Raw genomic sequence first — 18709 nt, 5'->3', positions numbered from 1 at the left:
GTGAGGAATCGCATATTCGTGCAGGCGGAAGCGCGGTGGGCATCGGACTCCGTCCAGTGTGCCGGTATCGTGCCCGGGTGCTGACTGTGACCTCGGTGAATGTGAACGGGCTGCGGGCCGCCGCGAAGAAGGGCTTCGTGGAATGGCTCGCGGAGACCTCCGCTGACGTGCTCTGCCTCCAGGAGGTGCGCGCGGAGCCGCAGCAGCTCCCGGACGCGGTGCGCGCGCCGGCCGACTGGCACGTCGTGCACGCCCCGGCCTCCGCCAAGGGGCGCGCGGGCGTCTCCCTGTACACCCGGCGCGAGCCGGACAGCGTGCGGGTCGGCTTCGGGTCGGACGAGTTCGACGCGAGCGGGCGCTACGTCGAGGCCGACCTGCCCGGCGTCACCGTCGCCTCCCTCTACCTGCCCTCCGGCGAGGTCGGCACCGAGCGGCAGGACGAGAAGTACCGGTTCATGGACCAGTTCCTCGCCCACCTCAGGGAACTGCGCGCGCGGGCCGCTGCCGAGGGGCGCGAGGTCGTCGTCTGCGGCGACTGGAACATCGCCCACCATCAGGCCGACCTGAAGAACTGGCGCGGCAACACCAAGAACTCCGGCTTCCTTCCGGAGGAACGGGACTGGCTGACCACCGTCCTGGACCCGACCGACGGCGGCTACGTCGACGTGGTGCGCGCCCTGCATCCGGAGACCGAGGGGCCGTACACCTGGTGGTCGTACCGGGGGCGGGCTTTCGACAACGATTCAGGCTGGCGCATCGATCTCGCCGTCGCGACCCCCGCGCTCGCCGCCCGTGCCGTCAAGGCGGTCGTGGAGCGGGCGGCCACCCATGCGGAGCGCTGGTCGGACCACGCCCCGGTGACGGTGACCTTCGAGATGTGACGCGGACCGGTGTCCTCGCCCAGGGTGAAGGTCGGGCGTGAGATGTCCGGTCCCAGGAGCCGGACGGGGTCACCGCCGCCGCGGCCCTTGGCGGCAGTGACCACGCGGGGGCTTCCTGGTGGCTCTGGCGGCGAGGCCTACGCAAAGGGCCGGTCCCGCTTGCTCATTCGGCGGTCCAGGGCCAGGGAGACCTCCGCTTCCACCACGCTGCGGGCCAGGGGGCGCAGGCGCTCCATGTCTTCCTCGGGGCCGTGGCGCAGGACCAGTTCGGCGAAGAGTTCGGCGAGGGCGTCGGCGTGTTCGCGGACGCTGCGCCCGGCTGCCAGTACCTCGGCGAGCGGGAAGCCCTCGCGGACCAGGGCCTCCGAGGCGTCCAGCAGGCGGCGGCTGATGTGGACGATGTCGTCGCCGTCGGTGCCGAGGTAGCCGAGGTCCAGCGCGGTGGCGAGGTTCTCCGTGGTGACCTGGCCCTCGAAGCGGGCGGCGAGTTCCTGCGGGGTGAGGCGGACCGGTTCCTCCTCCGTCGGTTCGACACCCAGGACGTCGGCGACGTCGCGGCCCTGGTCGAGGGCCTCGGCGAGTTCCGCGATGCCGTTGAGGGTGTGGCCGCGCTCCAGGAGCGCCGAGATCGTGCGCAGCCGCGCCAGGTGATGGTCGTCGTACCAGGCGATACGGCCCTCGCGGCGCGGCGGCGGTATCAGCTTGCGTTCGCGGTAGAAGCGCAGCGTGCGCACGGTGATGCCGGCGAGGCCCGCCAGTTCCTCCATGCGGTACTCGCGTGTCCCGCCGCCTCGTCCACCGTCGTCTGCCACAAGCGCACCCTATGTTGTACCGCCGGTAACTTTCGTCCGTCCGCCCCCTACCCATCGGTACGGCGCTGTTCTACAGTCCCATCGTGCCAGTGTTCACTGGCGTAATCGTGGTCGATGCGTGGAGGCTCCGGATGGCCCAGCACGAGCAGGTACGGGTGGCGGTGATCGGGTCCGGGTTCGGCGGACTGGGCGCGGCCGTGCGGTTGCGCCGGGAGGGGATCACCGACTTCGTCGTCCTGGAACGGGCCGGCAGCGTCGGCGGCACCTGGCGGGACAACAGTTACCCGGGGTGCGCCTGCGACGTGCCCTCCCACCTGTACTCCTTCTCCTTCGCGCCCAACCCCGACTGGCCGCGCACCTTCTCCGGGCAGGAGCACATCCGCGCCTATCTGGAGCACGTCGCCGACGTGTTCGGGCTGCGGCCGCACCTGCGCTTCGACTCCGAGGTCAAGCGGATGACCTGGGACCCCGAGCGGCTGCGCTGGGACATCGAGACGGCCTCCGGTTCACTCTCCGCCGACGTCGTCGTGTCCGCCACCGGGCCGCTGTCCGATCCGAAGATCCCCGAGATCCCGGGGCTGGACACCTTCCCCGGCAAGGTCTTCCACTCGGCCCGCTGGGACCACGACTACGACCTGCGGGGCAAGCGGGTCGCCATGGTCGGCACCGGCGCCTCCGCGATCCAGATCGTGCCCGCCATCCAGCCCGAGGTCGAGCGGCTGACCCTCTTCCAGCGCACGCCCCCGTGGGTGATGCCGCGCGTGGACCGTGCCATCAGCGCGGGCGAACGCCGCCTGCACCGGGCGCTGCCCTTCACCACGCAGGCCCGCCGCGGGCTCCTGTGGGGCATCCGGGAACTCCAGGTCCAGGCGTTCACCAAGCGCCCCGACGAACTCGGCCTGGTGGAGAGCCTCGCCAAGCGCAACATGGCCCGCGCGATCAAGGACCCCGCGCTGCGCGCCAGGCTCACCCCGGACTACCGCATCGGCTGCAAGCGGATCCTGCTGTCCAGCACCTACTATCCGGCGCTGGCGCGGCCCAACGTGGACGTGGTGGCCAGCGGGCTCACCGAGGTCCGCGGGTCGACGGTGGTGGCCGCCGACGGCACCAGCGCCGAGGTGGACGCGATCGTCTTCGGCACCGGCTTCCACGTCACCGACATGCCCATCGCCGAACGCGTCGTCGGCGCCGACGGCCGGACCCTCGCGGAGACCTGGAAGGACGGCATGGAGGCGCTGCGCGGCGCCGCCGCCGCCGGCTTCCCCAACTGGATGACGATCATCGGTCCCAACACCGGCCTCGGGAACTCCTCCATGATCCTCATGATCGAGTCCCAGCTGAACTACATGGCCGACTACCTGCGCCAGCTCCGCGTCCTCGGCGGACGGGCGGCCCTGGACGCGCGCCCCGCCGCGGTGGCCGCCTGGAACCACAAGGTCCAGGAGCGCATGAAGCGCACCGTCTGGAACACCGGCGGCTGCACCAGCTGGTACCTGGACGCCAACGGCCGCAACACCACCATCTGGCCCGGCACGACGACCGAGTTCCGGCGGGCGACCCAGCGCGTGGACCTCTCCGAGTACGAGGTGGTCCGCCCGCCGCTGGCCGGCGGCGGGGACGCCGCGCGCGGCGCCGAGTCCGGTGCGGAGGCGGTCGCGTGAGCCGCCTCACCCACGTGACCAGCGGGCCGTACGCCCCGCCCGCGCCCGCGCGGGAACTCACCGCCGTCTCCGCCGACGGCGCCCACCTGCACGTCGAGGTGCACGGCCCCGAGGACGCGCCTCCGGTCGTCCTCGCCCACGGCTGGACCTGCTCGACCGCCTTCTGGGCGGCCCAGATACGGGAACTGGCCGCCGACCACCGGGTGATCGCCTACGACCAGCGCGGCCACGGGCGCAGTCCCGCGAGTCCCGCGTGCACCACCCGGGCGCTGGCGGACGACCTCGAAGCGGTGCTCGCCCACACGCTCGCGCCCGGGGAGCGGGCGGTGATCGCCGGGCACTCCATGGGCGGCATGAGCGTCATGGCGGCCGCCGCACGACCGGCCTTCCGGGAACACGCCGCCGCCGTCCTGCTGTGCAGCACCGGCAGTTCACGCCTGGTGGCGGAGGCGCGTGTCCTGCCGCTGCGCGCGGGGGCCCTACGGACCCGGCTCACGGCGCAGGTCCTGGCCTCGCGCGCACCGCTCGGCCCGGTCACGCCCGCCGCCCGGCGCATCCTGAAGTACGCGACCATGGGCCCCGGTTCCGCCCCGCACATGGTGGAGGCGTGCGCCCGGATCGTGCACGCCTGCCCGCGGGCCGTCCGCCATGCCTGGGCGCTGGTCCTCGCCGGCCTCGACCTCGACTCCGGCGTACGGGAGTTGAGTGCGCCCACCGCGGTCATCAGCGGCACGGCCGACCGGCTCACGCCCCTTCCGCACGCCCGCGCGCTGGTCGCGGCGCTGCCGAACTGCGTCGGTCTCACCGAGCTGCCCGGCATGGGCCACATGACTCCGGTCGAGGCGCCGGAGCCGGTCACCAAGAGGATTCGGGAACTGGTCGCCACGTACGTGACGGACACCCACGGCCGAGCCGGCGCCGAGGCGCCCGGGCGGATCAAGGAGGGCTCATGAGCAGGGTCGGACTCGAAGGACAGGTCGCCGTCGTCACCGGAGCGGCGCGCGGGGTCGGCGAGTTGCTCGCCCGCAAGCTCTCCGCGCGCGGCGCGAAGGTCGCGCTGGTCGGTCTGGAGGAGGAGGCGCTCAAGGAGGTCTCCGGACGGCTGCACACCGACAGCGCCTACTGGCACGCCGACGTCACCGACCACGAGGCGATGAGCCGGGTGGCGCGCGAGGTCAAGGAACGGTTCGGGAAGACCGACATCGTGGTGGCAAACGCCGGTGTGGCGAACGGCGGTCCGTTCGCCGAGTCGGATCCCGAGGCCTGGCGGCGGGTGATCGAGGTCAACCTGATCGGCTCGGCGGTCACGGCCCGCGCGTTCCTGCCGGTGCTCACCGAGAGCCGGGGCTACCTGTTGCAGGTGGCGTCGCTGGCCGCGATCACGCCGGCGCCCATGATGACGGCGTACTGCGCGTCCAAGTCCGGTGTGGAGGCGTACGCGCACTGCCTGCGCGCCGAGGTCGGCCACCAGGGCGTGCGGGTTGGGGTCGCGTACCTGTCCTGGACGGACACCGACATGGTGCGCGGCGCCGACCAGGACGCGGTGATGCGGGAGTTGCGGCAGCGGCTGCCGTGGCCGTCGAACAAGACGTATCCGCTGGGCCCGGCGGTGGACCGGATCGTGGCCGGCATCGAGCGGCGCTCGGCGCACGTGTACGGGCAGTGGTGGCTGCGCGGGATGCAGGGCGTGCGCGGATACCTGCCGGCGCTGATCGGGACGGTGGGACAGCGCGAGATGAAGCGGTTCGCGCCCCGCCTCCAGGGCATGCGCACCGGGCTCGTCGGGGCGGGCGGCGCGGCCGACGAGGAGGCCCGCGCTACGCAACGTCACTGATCGACATGCGTGCGTGACCGGCCCGTGTGAATCTGGTCGAGGCCCCACTGAGGGCCGATCCCCTCACCCTCCACGGGAGTGAACCCACATGGGTATGAAGGACAAGGCCGGCAAGACGCAGGGTCAGGCCAAGCAGAAGATGCACGAGGGTCAGCAGCAGGCGCAGCAGCGCGGCCAGCACGCCCCGCAGCGTGGCGAGCAGGCCGCGCAGCGTGGTGAGCACGCCGCGCAGCGTGGCGAGCACGCCCCGCAGCGTGGCCAGCAGGCGACGCAGGAGCGTGGCCGGCAGATGACCGAGCGGGGACGTCAGAACATCGACGACTCCGAGCAGGAGATGCGGGAGCGGTTTGACCAGGACTACGACGCCTAGTCGTTGCACTGGCTTAGCCGGAGTGTGGGGCGCCCTTCCTTTGGGAGGGCGCCCTGCGTCGTTGTGGAGAGACGCCCCCCCGGGGGGTGGGGTTCGGCGGTGCGGCGGGTGCGGGGCCGTTGTGGTTGTTCGCGCAGTTCCCCGCGCCCCCTGGGGGGGGTGGGTTCGGTGGTGGGGTGGGTGCGGGTGAGTGGGGGCTTGTCGCGCAGTTCCCCGCGCCCCTGAAGGGGGTGGCTCGGCCGTGAGTTTCGGGTGCGGGGCCGTTGTGGTTGTTCGCGCAGTTTCCCGCGTCCCTATCTCGGGGGGAGTTTCGGGCGGGCTCTGTTCGGGGTGTCGTTGTAGTCGGGGGGCTGGGCCGGTGGGTGGACGGTCAGGAGGTCCAGGGCCCGCTGGATCGCTTCGTCCATCTCCACGTGGCGGCCCTCCGCCCAGTCCAGCGGGGTGCGCAGGACCTCCACGTCGGGGGAGACGCCGTGGTTCTCCACCGACCAGCCGTACTCCTCGAACCAGGCCGCGTTCATCGGCACCGTGATCACCGTGCCGTCGCCCAGGCGGTGCCGCCCGGTGATGCCGACGACCCCGCCCCAGGTGCGCTGCCCGACGACAGGGCCGAGCCGCAGCAGTTTGATCGCGGCCGTGATCATGTCGCCGTCGGACGAGGTGGCCTCGTCGGCAAGGGCGACGATCGGGCCGCGCGGGGCGTTGGAGGCGTACGACACCGGCTGCGCGTTCCGGGTCAGGTCCCAGCCCAGGATGGTCCGGGTCAGCTTCTCGACGACCAGTTCGCTGATGTGGCCGCCCGCGTTGCCGCGCACGTCGACGATGAGCGCCGGCAGCGAGACCTCCCTGCGCAGGTCGCGGTTGAACTGGGCCCAGCCGGAGCCGCCCAGGTCCGGGATGTGCAGGTAGCCGCAGCGGCCGCCGCTCAGCTCCCGTACCACGGCACGGCGTTTGGCCACCCAGTCCTGGTAGCGCAGCGGCCGCTCGTCGATCAGCGGGAGGACGGCGACCCGGCGCGCGGGTCCCGGCTCGCCGTCGCCCGGCACGAACGTCAGCTCCACCGTCGTACCGCCCGCTCCGGCGAGCAGCGGGTACGGTCCGGTGACCGGGTCGACCGGCCTGCCGTCCACGTGGGTGAGCACCGCGCCCTCCCGGATGCCGGTGCCGGCGAGCGGGGAGCGTGCCTTGGAGTCGGAGGAGTCGCCGGGCAGGATCCGCCTGACCGTCCAGCCGCCGTCCCGGCGGACGAAGTCGGTGCCGAGCAGGCCCTGGAAGCGCTGGTAGTGCGGCGGGCCCTCGTTGCGGCGGGCGGGACTGACGTAGGCGTGCGAGGTGCCCAGCTCGCCCAGGACCTCGCGCAGCAGGTCGGCGAACTCGTCGGGGGAGGCGACCCGTTCGACCAGCGGACGGTACTGGTCGAGCACCGCGTCCCAGTCGATGCCGCACATCCCCGGGTCCCAGAAGTAGTCGCGGATGAGGCGGCCGGCCTCGGCGTAGGACTGCCGCCACTCCGCGGGCGGGTCGACCGTGTGCAGGATGCGGCGCAGGTCGATCCAGACGGTCGAGTCGGCGTCGCCGGACTCGGTCGACGGCACCGCCCGCAGGTCGCCCTCGTCGGCCACGACCAGCCGGCTGCCGTCGCCGCTGACCGTGAACCAGTCCAGGTGGTCGACGAGTTCGGACTTCTTCGCCTTGGTGATGTTGAAGTACTCCAGGGTCGGCCGGCCGCTGGTGTCGGCGGGGTTGACGAAGGTCTCGCCCAGCGCGCCCGAGATCGGCCAGCGCAGCCAGACCAGACCGCCGCCGGCGACCGGGTACATCGCCGAGTACTTGGAGGCGGAGACCGGGAACGGGGTCACCCGGCTGGCCAGCCCCTCCACCTCGACCGTGACGGTGCCGCCCTCGCCGCTCGCCTCGTCCTCGACCGGGTCCAGGCCGCCCGCCGCCGGACGGCCGTCGGGGCTGAGGGCGAAGGGAGAGGGGGTCGCGGAGGAGAGCGGGACCAGGTAGGGGCGGCAGCCGAGCGGGAAGGACAGGTCGCCGGTGTGCACGTCGTAGACCGGGTCGAAGCCGCGCCAGGACAGGAACGCGAGGTAGCGGCCGTCCCGGGTGAAGACCGGGTTCTCGTCCTCGAATCGGCCGTCGGTGAGGTCGATGACGAGGCGGTCGCTGATCCGGGCCAGTTTGATCTGCCGCAGCGAACGGCCGATGCCCGGATGCGACCAGGTCAGCCAGGAACCGTCCGGCGAGAAGGCCAGATCACGGACCGGGCCGTTGACCGACCGGATCAGCTCGGTGACCACGCCGTCGGAGTCCTCGCCCCCTGACTTCGCGGCCTCCCCGGACTCCGCCGCCTCCCCGGACTCCGCGGCGTCGTCGGACTCCCCGGTGTCGTCGGACACGTCGATCAGCAGCAGTCGGCCGTCGTGGGCGGCCACCGCCAGCCGCTCGCCGAGCGGGTCCGCGATCAGTTCGAGGACCCGGCCCAGGCGGCCGGAGGCCAGCCTGCGCGGCGGCCGGCAGCCGCTGGCCCGGGGCAGGTGGGCGATCTCGACCGCGTCCTCGCCGTCGGCGTCCGTGACGTAGGCGATCTGCCCGGTCGAGCCGAGCATCTCCGGGAGCCGCACCCGTACCCCCGGGGTGTCGGCGATGGTGCGGGCCGGGCCGTCGCGGTGGGTGAGCCAGTACAGGCTGCCGCGTACGACGACGGCGCTGGCCCGGCCGGTCTCGTCGACGGAGACGCCGTCCACGTGCTGGGCGGCCGGCACCTGGTAGGGACGGCGCCCGGCCCGCGGTCCGGACAGCCGCACGTCCAGTCTGCGGGGCACCGAGTCCGGGGAGAGGTCGTCGACGATCCAGAGGTCTCCCGCGCACTGGTAGACCACCCGCTCGCCGTCGCTGGCGGCGTTGCGGGCGTAGAAGGCGTCGTGGTCGGTGTGCCGGCGCAGGTCGGAGCCGTCGTGGGCGCACGAGTAGAGGTTGCCGATGCCCTCGTGGTCGGAGAGGAAGGCGACCCGGCCGGCGACCAGCATCGGCGAGTCGAGGTGGCCGCCGATGCCGGCGAGCAGCCGCTGCCCGTGCAGCCAGAGCCGGCCCATGGCGCCGCCCCGGTAGCGCTTCCAGCCGGCCGGCTCGTGCGGCGGGGTGCCGGTGAGCAGCAGGGTCCTGCGCTCGCCCTCGATGTCGGCGACCTGGAGGTCGGCGACCGGACCCCAGGGCAGCTTGCGGCCGGGGTCGCCGTCCGGGGACACCTTGTAGGACCAGGTGAAGTAGGAGAACGGCTGGCCCTGCGAGGCCACCGCGAGGATGTCGCCGTCCGGGGTCCAGCCGCACACCCGGGTGTCGGCGGTGCCCCAGAACGTCAGCTGCCGTCCCGGTCCGCCGGCCACGTCGGCCAGGTGGATCTCGGGCACCAGACTCCGCCAGCTCGTGTACGCCACCTGGCGGCCGTCCGGCGAGAAACGCGGATGGCCCACCTTGGTGCGGTCGACGGTGAGCCGCCAGGCGCGGCCCGGGGCGTCCAGGGAGGTCAGCCAGAGGTCGTCCTCGGCCACGAAGCACAACAGGTCGCCGTGGAGGTGCGGCAGGCGCAGATAGCTCACCTCCCCATGCTTTTCCGGGTGCGGGAGGCCAGCAACTCGTGGGCGCGCGTGTGGCCCCGACACCGGGTGGACCACGTGAGCGAGGACACGTACGAAACGGTTTCGTTTCTCTAGTAGTCGGGGTATCTTCAACAGGTAGGCACTGAGGTATGTACGCACTGAGCTGCACGATGTACACACTCAGGTACTGATGGAGCAAGGAAGGGTGAGTGGCATGGCTGAGGTCGCAACGGCGCGTCGCAGTCGGATCACGCCCGAGCGTGAGGCCGAGCTGTACGAGGCCGTGCTCGACCTGCTCCGCGAAGTCGGCTACGACGCCCTCACCATGGACGCCGTCGCCGCCCGCACGAAGTCCAGCAAGGCCACCCTCTACCGCCAGTGGGGCGGCAAGGCCGAGCTGGTGGCCAAGGCGGTCCGCCACAACAAGCCCGGTGGCGCGGGTTTCGGCACGATCGACACCGGCTCGCTCCGGGGCGATCTGCACGCCCTCACCCTGCGCTCGGACGACTGCCAGATGGAGCAGAACTCCGCGCTCATGCGAGGTCTCGCCATGGCGGTGCACGGCAACCCGGATCTCCTGGAAGCGTTCAAGGAGCATCTGATCGGGCCCGAGATGGCCGAGTTCCACCAGGTGCTGCAGCGCGCCATCGACCGGGGCGAGGTCCGTGCGGACAACCCGGCGATCGACTTCGTGATGCACATGATGATCGGTGGGTTCGCCGCCCGTTCCCTGATCGACGAGCAGCCGCCCAACCAGGCCTTCATCCTGTCCTACATCGACGCCGTGGTGCTCCCCGCGCTCCACGCGCCCATCACCGGCTGACCCCTCCCCACACTCAGCCCTCCTGACGTCTGCGCTCACGTCGTCGGGCCGATCACCCGCGCCGCCCGCCGGGTCGGTCACCCCTGCCCTGAATACCCCACGACCTGACCTGGAGTACGTCCTCGTGGCCACGTTCCTGTACAAACTGGGCCGTCTCGCCTTCAGGCGACGGCACTACGTCGCCCTCCTGTGGGTGGCGCTGCTGACCCTCGCGGGCGTCGGCGCCGCCAGCGCGCCCGCCGCCGGCAACACCTCCTTCTCCATCCCGGGCACCGAGGCCCAGAAGGCCTTCGACCTGCTCGACCAGCGCTTCCCCGGCACCAGCTCCGACGGCGCCACCGCGCGCGTCGTCTTCAAGGCGCCGGCCGGCGAGAAGATGACGGACAAGCTCAACAAGGCGACCGTCAAGAAGACCGTGAAGGAACTCGGCGAGGACTCCGAGGTCGCCTCGGTCGCCGACCCCTACAAGGGACACGCCGTCAGCAAGAACGGCGAGGTCGCCTACGCCTCGGTCTCCTACAAGGTCTCCGGCATGGAGCTGGAGGACTCCTCACGGGACGCCCTGAAGGCGGCCGCGCAGGACGCGCGGGACGCCGGGCTGACCGTGGAGATCGGCGGCGACGCGCTCAGCGCCGCGCCCGAGACCGGCTCCAGCGAGATCATCGGCATCGCGATCGCCGCGGTCGTCCTGGTCATCACCTTCGGCTCGCTGCTCGCGGCCGGGTTCCCGCTGCTCACCGCGATCATCGGCGTCGGCATCGGCGTCTCCACGATCACCGCCCTGGCCAGCGCGCTCGACCTGGGCTCCACCACCTCCACCCTGGCCACGATGATCGGCCTGGCCGTCGGCATCGACTACGCCCTGTTCATCGTCTCCCGCTACCGCGCGGAGCTGGCCGAGGGCCGCGAACGCGAGGAAGCCGCCGGCCGCGCGGTCGGCACGGCGGGCTCGGCGGTCGTCTTCGCCGGCCTGACGGTCGTGATCGCCCTGGTCGGCCTGTCCGTCGTCAACATCCCGATGCTCACCAAGATGGGCGTGGCCGCGGCCGGCACGGTCGTCGTCGCCGTCCTGATCGCCCTCACCCTCATCCCGGCGCTGCTCGGCTTCGCCGGCCGCAGGATCAGGCCCACCGGCGAGAAGAGCAGGCTGCTCGGCGGCGGCCGGCCCAAGAGCAAGCACGCCGACCGCCCCAACATGGGCACCCGCTGGGCGAGCTTCGTGGTCCGGCGCCCGGTCGCCGTCCTGCTGCTCGGTGTCGTCGGCCTCGGCGCGGCGGCGGTCCCCGCGACCTCCCTGCAGCTCGGCCTCGGCGACGACGGCTCCCAGCCGGTTTCGACCACCCAGCGCCGCGCCTACGACCTGCTCTCCGACGGCTTCGGCCCCGGCTTCAACGGCCCGCTGATGGTCGTCGTCGACGCCAAGGACAGCGCCCACCCGAAGTCCGCCTTCAAGAAGGTCGACCACGAGATCAAGGGGCTCAAGGACGTCGTCACGGTCACCCCGGCCCACCCCAACGAGGCCGGCGACACCGCGACCATCACCGTCGTCCCGAAGTCCAAGCCGTCCTCGACCACCACCGAGGACCTGGTCCACGCCATCCGCGACCAGGGCACCGAGATCACCGCCGACACCGACGCCAAGGTCCTGGTCACCGGCTCCACGGCGATGAACATCGACGTCTCGCAGAAGCTCAACGACGCGCTGATCCCCTACCTGGTGCTGGTCGTCGGCCTCGCCTTCCTGCTGCTGATCGTGGTCTTCCGCTCGGTCCTGGTCCCGCTGAAGGCGGCCCTCGGCTTCCTGCTCAGCGTGACGGCCGCGCTGGGCGCCGTGGTCGCGGTCTTCCAGTGGGGCTGGCTGTCCGGCCTGCTCGGCGTCGAGCAGACCGGCCCGGTCATGTCGATGATGCCGATCTTCATGGTCGGCGTCGTCTTCGGCCTCGCCATGGACTACGAGGTGTTCCTCGTGACCCGGATGCGGGAGGCGTACGTCCACGGCGAGAAGCCGAGCCAGGCCGTCGTCACCGGCTTCAAGCACGGCGCGCGGGTCGTCACGGCCGCCGCCGTCATCATGATGGCCGTCTTCTCCGGCTTCATCGGCTCCAGCGAGTCCATGATCAAGATGATCGGCTTCGGCCTCGCGATCGCCGTCTTCTTCGACGCGTTCATCGTCCGCATGGCGATCGTCCCGGCCGTGCTCGCCCTGCTCGGCAAGCGGGCCTGGTGGCTGCCGAGGTGGCTGGACCGCCTGCTGCCCAACGTCGACGTCGAGGGCGAGGGCCTGCGCGCGCTCTCCGACCGGAACGCCGGCAAGGACGACGAGGAGCGGGAGCTGGTCGGCGTCTGACGCCCGGCTCGTGACAGACCGCCGGTGAGGGTCCGTGGGGACGGGGCGCCCTCACCGGCTTCCTCGTGCGCGGACCCGGGACAAACCGTTCGCCGCCGTCGTGGCGTCTTCGTTACCGTGCCCCCATGACGACGACCGCCGCCACCGACGCCGAGGGCTCCGGAGCCCATCCCCGTTTCGCCGCCGCCCTGGAGGAACGGGGACTGGGGGAGCTGACCGCCCGGGTCCGGCGGTTCCCGGACGCGACCAGGACCGCCGCCGAGGCCGCCGCCGCGGTCGGCTGCGAGCTGAGCGAGATCTGCAAGTCGCTGATCTTCGCGGCCGACGGGGTGCCGGTCCTGGTGCTGATGGACGGCGCCTCCCGCGTCGACGTGGAACTGGTCCGCAAGGAACTGGGCGCGCAGAAGGTCACCCGCGCCAAGGCGGACGTCGTCCGCGAGACCACCGGGTACGCCATCGGCGGAGTGCCGCCGTTCGGGCACCGCACCCGCACGCGTGTGCTCGCCGACCGGGCGCTGCTGCGGCACGCCGTGGTGTGGGCCGCCGCGGGCGACCCGCACGCCGTCTTCCCGATCCCGCCCGCCGCACTGGTCGAGCACGCCGGCGCCACCGTCGTGGACGTCCGCGAACCCACCGCCTAGCGACGCGCGCTCACGGCCCAGCCTCTCGGCCGCGGTGTGGTGTCCCGCGGATTCTGCGCCAAGCTGGCCTGTGGAAGCTACGAACGACTAGGGAGACGTCATGACCGACAAGCCGACCGTGGCCGTTCTCGGCACCGGCATCATGGGTGCCGCGATGGCCCGCAACCTCCTGAAGGCCGGGCACGCCGTCCGCGCGTGGAACCGCACCCGTGCCAAGGCGGAACCGCTGGCCGCCGACGGCGCCCAGGTCACCGACACCCCCGCCGAGGCCGTCGAGGGCGCCGACGTCGTCCTGACCATGCTGTACGACGGAGACACCGTCCTGGAGGTCGTCCGCGAGGCCGCCGGCGCGCTGCGGCCCGGGGCCGTCTGGGTGCAGTCCACCACCGCGGGACTCGACCAGGTCCCGGCCCTCGCCGCCTTCGCGCGCGAGCACGGCCTGGTCTTCTACGACGCCCCGGTCCTCGGCACCCGCCAGCCCGCCGAGGCCGGACAGCTCACCGTCCTGGCCGCCGGGCCCGAACAGGGCCGGGAGACGGTCGCGCCGGTTTTCGACGCCGTCGGCGCCCGCACGCTGTGGACCGGCGACGACGGCGCGTCGGCCGCCGCGACCCGGCTCAAGCTGGTCACCAACAGCTGGGTCCTGGCGGCCACCGCGGCCACCGGCGAGGTGCTGGCCCTCGCCCAGGGCCTCGGCGTCGACCCGCACAGCTTCTTCGACCTGATCGCGGGCGGCCCGCTCGACATGGGCTACCTGCGGGCCAAGGCCGCGCTGATCCTCGACGGCGGACTGACCCCGCCGTCCTTCGCGGTGGACACCGCCGCGAAGGACGCCCGGCTGATCGTCGCCGCGGGCGCGAGCCACGGCGTGCGCCTCGACCTCGCCCAGGCGGCCGCCGAACGCTTCGCCCGCGCCGCCGCGCAGGGCCACGCCGACGAGGACATGGTCGCGGCGTACTTCGCCAGCTTCGACGGCGGGTGACCCGCGCGCGGGGGCCGTGCCGACATGACGGGCCGGGCCCCGAGGGAGCACCCTGGAAGCAGCGATTGCGGAGGTGGTCCCCATGACGCAGACCGCGGTGGGATGGCACGTCGAGCTGGAATTCCTGGAGGACGACACGCACACGCGCGCGGTGGCCATGGTGCGGCTGGCCGACGGCACCGAGATCCGGGCGCACGGCCACGCGAGCCGGCACGAGTCCGACAGCAACCAGCCTCGCGTCGGCGAGGAGATCGCGGGCGCCCGCGCCCTGAACGAACTGGCCATGCAGTTGCTGAGCAAGGCGCACGGCGAGATCGACGCGGACTCCGGGCGGCACTCGCACCCGATCAACGTGTGAGAGAACGGACGCGCGAGGCGGCGGCGGGCCCTACGCCGTCGCCGCGCGCACCGCGCGCACCAGCGCCTGCGCCCGCGCGTCCGCCGTCACGCTCTTGTGGAACCCGTTGGTGACGTAGCCGAAGGCGATGCCCGACCCGGGGTCCGCGAAGCCCAGCGCGCCGCCGCGGCCGGGGTGGCCGAAGGAGGCGGGGGAGAGCAGCGGGGACGCGCTGCCGTGCAGCATGTAGCCGAGCCCGAAGCGGGTGGAGACGACCAGCACCCGGTCGGGGCCTGCCGCCTGCTCCCCGCGGGCCAGCTCCACCGTCTCCGGCGTGAACAGCCGCGTGCCGCCGTCCACCTCGCCGATCAGGGAGGCGTAGAAGCGGGCCAGGCCGTCGGCGGTGGCGATGCCGTTGGAGGCGGGCAGGACGGCCGCGCGATAGCCGGGGTCGTTCTCGTCCGGGAGCGGGGTGATCGCGCCGAACGCGCGGCGGGTCAGGGACGCGGGATCGGCGTACGCCTCGGACACGGACCGCTTGGGCCGGGTCCGCAGCGTGCCCGCGGCCGGCGGGGCCTCGACGGGACCGACCCGCCCGGCGCGCGCCCGCTCCGCCTCCGGCAGTCCCAGCCACAGCGCGGCGCCGACCGGCCCGGCGATCTCGTCCGCGATCCAGGCGCCGATGTCCCGTCCGGTCACCCGCCGCACCAGCTCGCCGGTGAGCCAGCTGTACGTCTGCGCGTGGTAGCCGTGGTCGGTGCCCGGCTCCCACACCGGTGCCTGTGCCGCCACGGCGGCCGCGCCCAGGTCGGGGTCGGCGGCCTCGGCGGGCGTGAGCGGCCGGTCCAGCACCGGGACGCCCGCGCGGTGCGCGAGCAGGTGCCGTACCAGCGTCCGTTCCTTGCCCGCCGCCTTGAACTCCGGCCAGAGATCGCCCACCGGGGCGTCCAGGTCCAGTTCGCCGCGCTGGTTGAGGAGCAGCAGGACGGCGGCGGCGACGCCCTTGGTCGCCGAGCGCACGATCTGGGCGGTGCCGTGCTCCCAGGGCGCCTCTCCGGCGTCCCCGTCGACGTCCCGCGCACCGGCCCACAGGTCGACGACGCGGTGCCCGTCCCGGTAGACGGCGACCGCCGCGCCCCGGTCCCCGAGCAGCTCGAAGTTGGCCGCGAACGCGTCCCTGACCGGTTCGAACCCCTCGGCCACCGTGCCGTTCACGTCCACGTCCGCCACGTCCCTCCTGTTGCCTGCGTCCTGGGGGGCAACACGCCCGCGGTGCCTGCGATTCCTCGGCACCGGGGCGGTACGGGCGTGAGCTGTGCCTCAGTGCCGGGCGGGATCGTCGTCACGGACCCGCGCGGCGCGCGGGTCGAAGCCGAAGGGCAGTTCCAGGCGGTGCGCGCCCATCAGGGCGTCGTCGCAGAGGAGGTCGCCGGTGGGCCCGTCGGCCGCGATCGTGCCGTCGCTCAGGATCAGCGCGCGCGGGCACAGCTCCAGGGCGTACGGCAGGTCGTGGGTGACCATCAGGACCGTGACGTCCAGGGAGCGCAGGATGTCGGCGAGTTCCCGGCGGGAGGCCGGGTCGAGGTTGGACGAGGGCTCGTCGAGGACCAGGATCTCCGGTTCCATGGCGAGGACGGTGGCGACGGCGACCCGGCGGCGCTGCCCGAAGGAGAGGTGGTGCGGCGGCCGTTCGGCGAAGCCGCCCATCCCGACCCGGTCGAGGGCGGCGCGCACCAGGGCGTCGAGTGCGGCGCCCTTGAGGCCGGCCGCGGCCGGGCCGAACGCCACGTCCTCGCGGACGGTCGGCATGAACAGCTGGTCGTCCGGGTCCTGGAAGACGATGCCGACCCGGCGCCGGATCTCCGCCATGTGCCGCTTGCCGACCGGCAGTCCGGCGACCGTGACGGTGCCCGTGCCGCCGCTCAGGATGCCGTTCAGGTGCAGCACGAGAGTGGTCTTGCCGGCGCCGTTCGGCCCGAGCAGCGCGACCCGTTCGCCGCGTGCGACGGAGAAGTCCACGCCGAACAGGGCCTGGTGGCCGTCGGGGTAGGCGAAGGCGAGGCCGGAGACCTCCAGGGAGGCGGGAGAGTCGGTCATAGGGCCCATCCCAACACGCAGACGACGACAGCGGACAAGGGGAGGGCGAGGGCGCGGGTCCACTGCGCCCGGGAGGCGGTCACCTCGTCGATGACCGGCATCGAACCGGCGTACCCGCGGCTCACCATGGCCAGGTGGACCCGCTCCCCGCGCTCGTAGGAGCGGATGAACAGCGCGCCGGCGGACTTCGCGAGCACGCCCCAGTGGCGCACGCCCCGCGCCTCGAAGCCGCGCGACTCCCGGGCGATCCGCATCCGGCGCATCTCGTCGGTGATGACGTCGCCGTAGCGGATCATGAAGGAGGCGATCTGGACGAGCAGCGGCGGGAGCCGGAGCCGTTGCAGGCCGAGGAGCAGTTCGCGCAGCTCGGTGGTGGCCGCCAGCAGGACGGAGGCGGCCACGCCGAGGGTGCCCTTGGCGAGCACGTTCCACGCGCCCCACAGGCCGTTCACGCTCAGCGAGAGACCGAGGACGTCGACCCGCTCGCCCTCCGCCACGAACGGCATCAGCACCGCGAAGGCGACGAAGGGCACCTCGATCAGCAGCCGGCGCAGGACGAAGGCGGCGGGCACGCGCGCGTGGCGGGCGACCAGGGCGAGGAGCACGGCGTACAGGGCGAACGCCCACATCGCCGTGCGCGGTGTCGAGACCACGACGACCACGAAAGCGAGGACGGCGGCGAGCTTGGTGTGCGGCGGGAGCGCGTGCACCGGCGAGTGGCCGTGCCGGTAGAGCCGGTGGGCGTGCCCGGCACCCATGTCAGTGGGCCTCGGACGGCGCCTGCGCGCCGCGGCGCCTGCGCACCGCCCAGAACACCGCGCTGCCCGCGACGACGGTCGCGCCGACGCCGATGACGCCCGCGAGGCCGCCGGAGAGGCGGGCGTCGGAGACGTCCTTGACGCCGTAGTCGGCGAGCGGCGAGTCGGCGGAGGCGTGCTCCCGGGCCTTCGCGTCGATGCCCTTGTCGTGCGCGACCTTCTCCAGGCCGTCCGGGGACGCCGAGGCGTAGAAGCTGACGAACCCGGCGAGGACCAGGGAGGCGGCGAGCCCCGTGATCCACACCGTGCGCCGCGAGGTGCGCGCCGCCGCGGGCGCCGCCGCGGCCGTCGCGGGCGCGTCCACCAGCTCGCCGTTCACGCGCAGCTTCAGCCCCTGCCGCAGCTCGCGTGCCCCGTGCACCAGGTCCGGGCGCACGGCGATCACGGCGCCGACCGTGAGCGCGGTGATCGCGGCCTCGCCGACGCCGATGAGGACGTGCACGCCGATCATGGCCGTGGCCACCTTGCCGATCGACACGTCGGTGGTGCCGCCGACCGCGTACAGCAGTGTGAAGGCGACCGCGGCGGCCGGGACGGAGAGCAGGGCGGCGACGAAGGAGGCGGCGGTCACCGAGCGCCGGCCGCGCGGCAGGACCTTCAGCAGGCCCCGGAAGAGGGCGTACGCGACGACGGTCGTCACGATCGCCATGTCGGTGATGTTGACGCCGAGCGCGGTCAGGCCGCCGTCCGCGAAGAGGATGCCCTGCATCAGCAGCACCACGGACACGCACAGCACACCCGTGTAGGGCCCGACGAGGATCGCGGCGAGGGCTCCGCCCAGCAGATGGCCGCTTGTTCCGGCCGCGACGGGGAAGTTGAGCATCTGTACGGCGAAGATGAACGCCGCCACCAGGCCGGCGAGCGGCGCCGTGCGCTCGTCGAGTTCGCGGCGGGCGCCGCGCAGGCTCACGGCGAGGGCGCCGGCCGCGACCACTGCGGTCACCGCCGAGGTGGGGGCGTCTATGAATCCGTCAGGTACATGCACCATCCGATTTTAATATGTTGTTGCGAACCTTTTGCAAGAGCGAGGGGGTCGTGTACCGCACACCGGCCGTCGCCGGGGTCCCACGGGCGCAATCGGTGAAATGTGGGACATTGGAGAAGAAGCGGACGCACGGTTTCCGCCAGGGTAACGGAGCGTAAAGGGCAGACCGATGTCTGTAGTCGAGCAGTACGCGCGAGCCCACATCGTCACGGACGAGGACCTGCGGGAGGACCCGGGCGCGGTCCCCGTCATCCTGCGGTACGACCCCGAGGCCGACCCTCGATCGGTACGGGTGGACCTGCCGGGGACGGACGAGTGGACGTTCTCGCGCGCGCTGCTGGAGCAGGGACTCAAGGTGCCGGCCGAGTCCGGTGACGTACGGGTGTGGCCGCTGGGGCGGGTGCAGGCCGTGGTCGAACTCCACTCCGACCACGGCACGTCGGTGGTGCAGTTCGAGTCGAAGACGCTGCTGCGCTTCCTGCGGCGCACCTACATGGCCGCGCCCGTCGCCCGCTAGCG

17 protein-coding genes are annotated in these 18709 nt (G+C 72.6%); 11 read left to right on the top strand and 6 right to left on the bottom strand.

Annotation, left to right across the window (positions count from 1 at the left end; translation table 11 throughout):
* The first annotated feature begins 77 nt into the window (after positions 1-77).
* Positions 78-881 carry an exodeoxyribonuclease III gene (locus tag ACIRQ9_RS15330; protein WP_404172182.1) on the top strand — a complete coding sequence of 268 codons (804 nt, stop codon included), beginning with the start codon at positions 78-80 and terminating at the stop codon, positions 879-881.
* Positions 882-1018: 137 nt separating this feature from the next.
* Here the strand turns inward: ACIRQ9_RS15330 and ACIRQ9_RS15325 are convergent, their stop codons facing one another.
* Positions 1019-1648 carry a MerR family transcriptional regulator gene (locus ACIRQ9_RS15325; RefSeq protein ID WP_404172472.1) on the bottom strand — a complete coding sequence of 210 codons (630 nt, stop codon included), beginning with the start codon at positions 1646-1648 and terminating at the stop codon, positions 1019-1021.
* Positions 1649-1824: 176 nt separating this feature from the next.
* On the opposite strand from ACIRQ9_RS15325, the gene ACIRQ9_RS15320 reads away from it, so the two are divergent.
* The 4 genes from ACIRQ9_RS15320 (at position 1825) to ACIRQ9_RS15305 (ending at position 5558) form a co-directional block, all read left to right on the top strand.
* Positions 1825-3354: a flavin-containing monooxygenase gene (locus tag ACIRQ9_RS15320; RefSeq protein ID WP_404172179.1), complete on the top strand. Its 1530-nt coding sequence runs from the start codon at positions 1825-1827 to the stop codon at positions 3352-3354.
* Complete coding sequence (locus ACIRQ9_RS15315) at positions 3351-4307, top strand: alpha/beta fold hydrolase (protein WP_404172176.1); 957 nt, start codon at positions 3351-3353, stop codon at positions 4305-4307. Before ACIRQ9_RS15320 ends, ACIRQ9_RS15315 begins: the two co-directional genes overlap by 4 nt.
* On the top strand, positions 4304-5188 hold the full coding sequence (locus ACIRQ9_RS15310) for an SDR family oxidoreductase (RefSeq protein ID WP_404172173.1): 885 nt from the start codon (positions 4304-4306) through the stop codon (positions 5186-5188). The genes ACIRQ9_RS15315 and ACIRQ9_RS15310 overlap by 4 nt, the downstream gene beginning before the upstream one ends.
* A 94-nt stretch (positions 5189-5282) precedes the next feature.
* Complete coding sequence (locus tag ACIRQ9_RS15305; protein ID WP_404172170.1) at positions 5283-5558, top strand: hypothetical protein; 276 nt, start codon at positions 5283-5285, stop codon at positions 5556-5558.
* Between the two features lie 293 nt (positions 5559-5851).
* On the opposite strand, the gene ACIRQ9_RS15300 is transcribed toward ACIRQ9_RS15305, so the two are convergent.
* The gene (locus tag ACIRQ9_RS15300; RefSeq protein ID WP_404172167.1) at positions 5852-9160 is read right to left on the bottom strand and encodes a S41 family peptidase; all 3309 of its coding nucleotides are present in this window, start codon (positions 9158-9160) and stop codon (positions 5852-5854) included.
* A gap of 214 nt (positions 9161-9374) precedes the next feature.
* On the opposite strand from ACIRQ9_RS15300, the gene ACIRQ9_RS15295 reads away from it, so the two are divergent.
* From ACIRQ9_RS15295 to ACIRQ9_RS15275, 5 genes are all read left to right on the top strand, one after another.
* Positions 9375-9983, top strand: coding sequence for a TetR/AcrR family transcriptional regulator (locus ACIRQ9_RS15295; protein ID WP_362181673.1), 609 nt, complete (start codon positions 9375-9377; stop codon positions 9981-9983).
* A 124-nt stretch (positions 9984-10107) separates the two neighbouring features.
* On the top strand, positions 10108-12330 hold the full coding sequence (locus tag ACIRQ9_RS15290) for an MMPL family transporter (protein WP_404172164.1): 2223 nt from the start codon (positions 10108-10110) through the stop codon (positions 12328-12330).
* A 125-nt stretch (positions 12331-12455) separates the two neighbouring features.
* Complete coding sequence (locus ACIRQ9_RS15285; protein WP_404172161.1) at positions 12456-12971, top strand: YbaK/EbsC family protein; 516 nt, start codon at positions 12456-12458, stop codon at positions 12969-12971.
* A 100-nt stretch (positions 12972-13071) separates the two neighbouring features.
* On the top strand, positions 13072-13953 hold the full coding sequence (locus tag ACIRQ9_RS15280) for an NAD(P)-dependent oxidoreductase (RefSeq protein WP_404172158.1): 882 nt from the start codon (positions 13072-13074) through the stop codon (positions 13951-13953).
* Positions 13954-14035: 82 nt separating this feature from the next.
* The gene (locus tag ACIRQ9_RS15275) at positions 14036-14311 is read left to right on the top strand and encodes a DUF1876 domain-containing protein (protein WP_404172155.1); all 276 of its coding nucleotides are present in this window, start codon (positions 14036-14038) and stop codon (positions 14309-14311) included.
* A 30-nt stretch (positions 14312-14341) separates the two neighbouring features.
* Here the strand turns inward: ACIRQ9_RS15275 and ACIRQ9_RS15270 are convergent, their stop codons facing one another.
* The 4 genes from ACIRQ9_RS15270 to ACIRQ9_RS15255 all read right to left on the bottom strand — a co-directional run bounded on the left by ACIRQ9_RS15270 (position 14342) and on the right by ACIRQ9_RS15255 (position 18190).
* A complete protein-coding gene (locus tag ACIRQ9_RS15270) occupies positions 14342-15511 on the bottom strand; it encodes a serine hydrolase domain-containing protein (protein ID WP_404172469.1) in 1170 nt (389 codons plus the stop codon).
* Positions 15512-15610: 99 nt separating this feature from the next.
* Positions 15611-16387, bottom strand: a complete 777-nt coding sequence (locus tag ACIRQ9_RS15265) for an energy-coupling factor ABC transporter ATP-binding protein (RefSeq protein ID WP_404172152.1) — start codon at positions 16385-16387, stop codon at positions 15611-15613.
* Positions 16384-17145: a cobalt ECF transporter T component CbiQ gene (gene cbiQ / locus ACIRQ9_RS15260; RefSeq protein WP_404172149.1), complete on the bottom strand. Its 762-nt coding sequence runs from the start codon at positions 17143-17145 to the stop codon at positions 16384-16386. Before cbiQ ends, ACIRQ9_RS15265 begins: the two co-directional genes overlap by 4 nt.
* 1 nt (position 17146) lies before the next feature.
* Entirely contained in the window at positions 17147-18190 is a 1044-nt protein-coding gene (locus ACIRQ9_RS15255) for an energy-coupling factor ABC transporter permease (RefSeq protein WP_404172466.1), read from the bottom strand.
* A gap of 169 nt (positions 18191-18359) precedes the next feature.
* On the opposite strand from ACIRQ9_RS15255, the gene ACIRQ9_RS15250 reads away from it, so the two are divergent.
* A complete protein-coding gene (locus ACIRQ9_RS15250; protein ID WP_404172146.1) occupies positions 18360-18707 on the top strand; it encodes an SsgA family sporulation/cell division regulator in 348 nt (115 codons plus the stop codon).
* Positions 18708-18709 lie beyond the last annotated feature (2 nt).

This window comes from Streptomyces sp. NPDC101237 (assembly GCF_044767465.1).
Classification (GTDB): Bacteria; Actinomycetota; Actinomycetes; order Streptomycetales; family Streptomycetaceae; genus Streptomyces; species Streptomyces gramineus.
The sequence above is the reverse complement of the archived record's forward strand: the minus strand, read 5'-3'. Positions and strand labels throughout refer to the sequence as shown.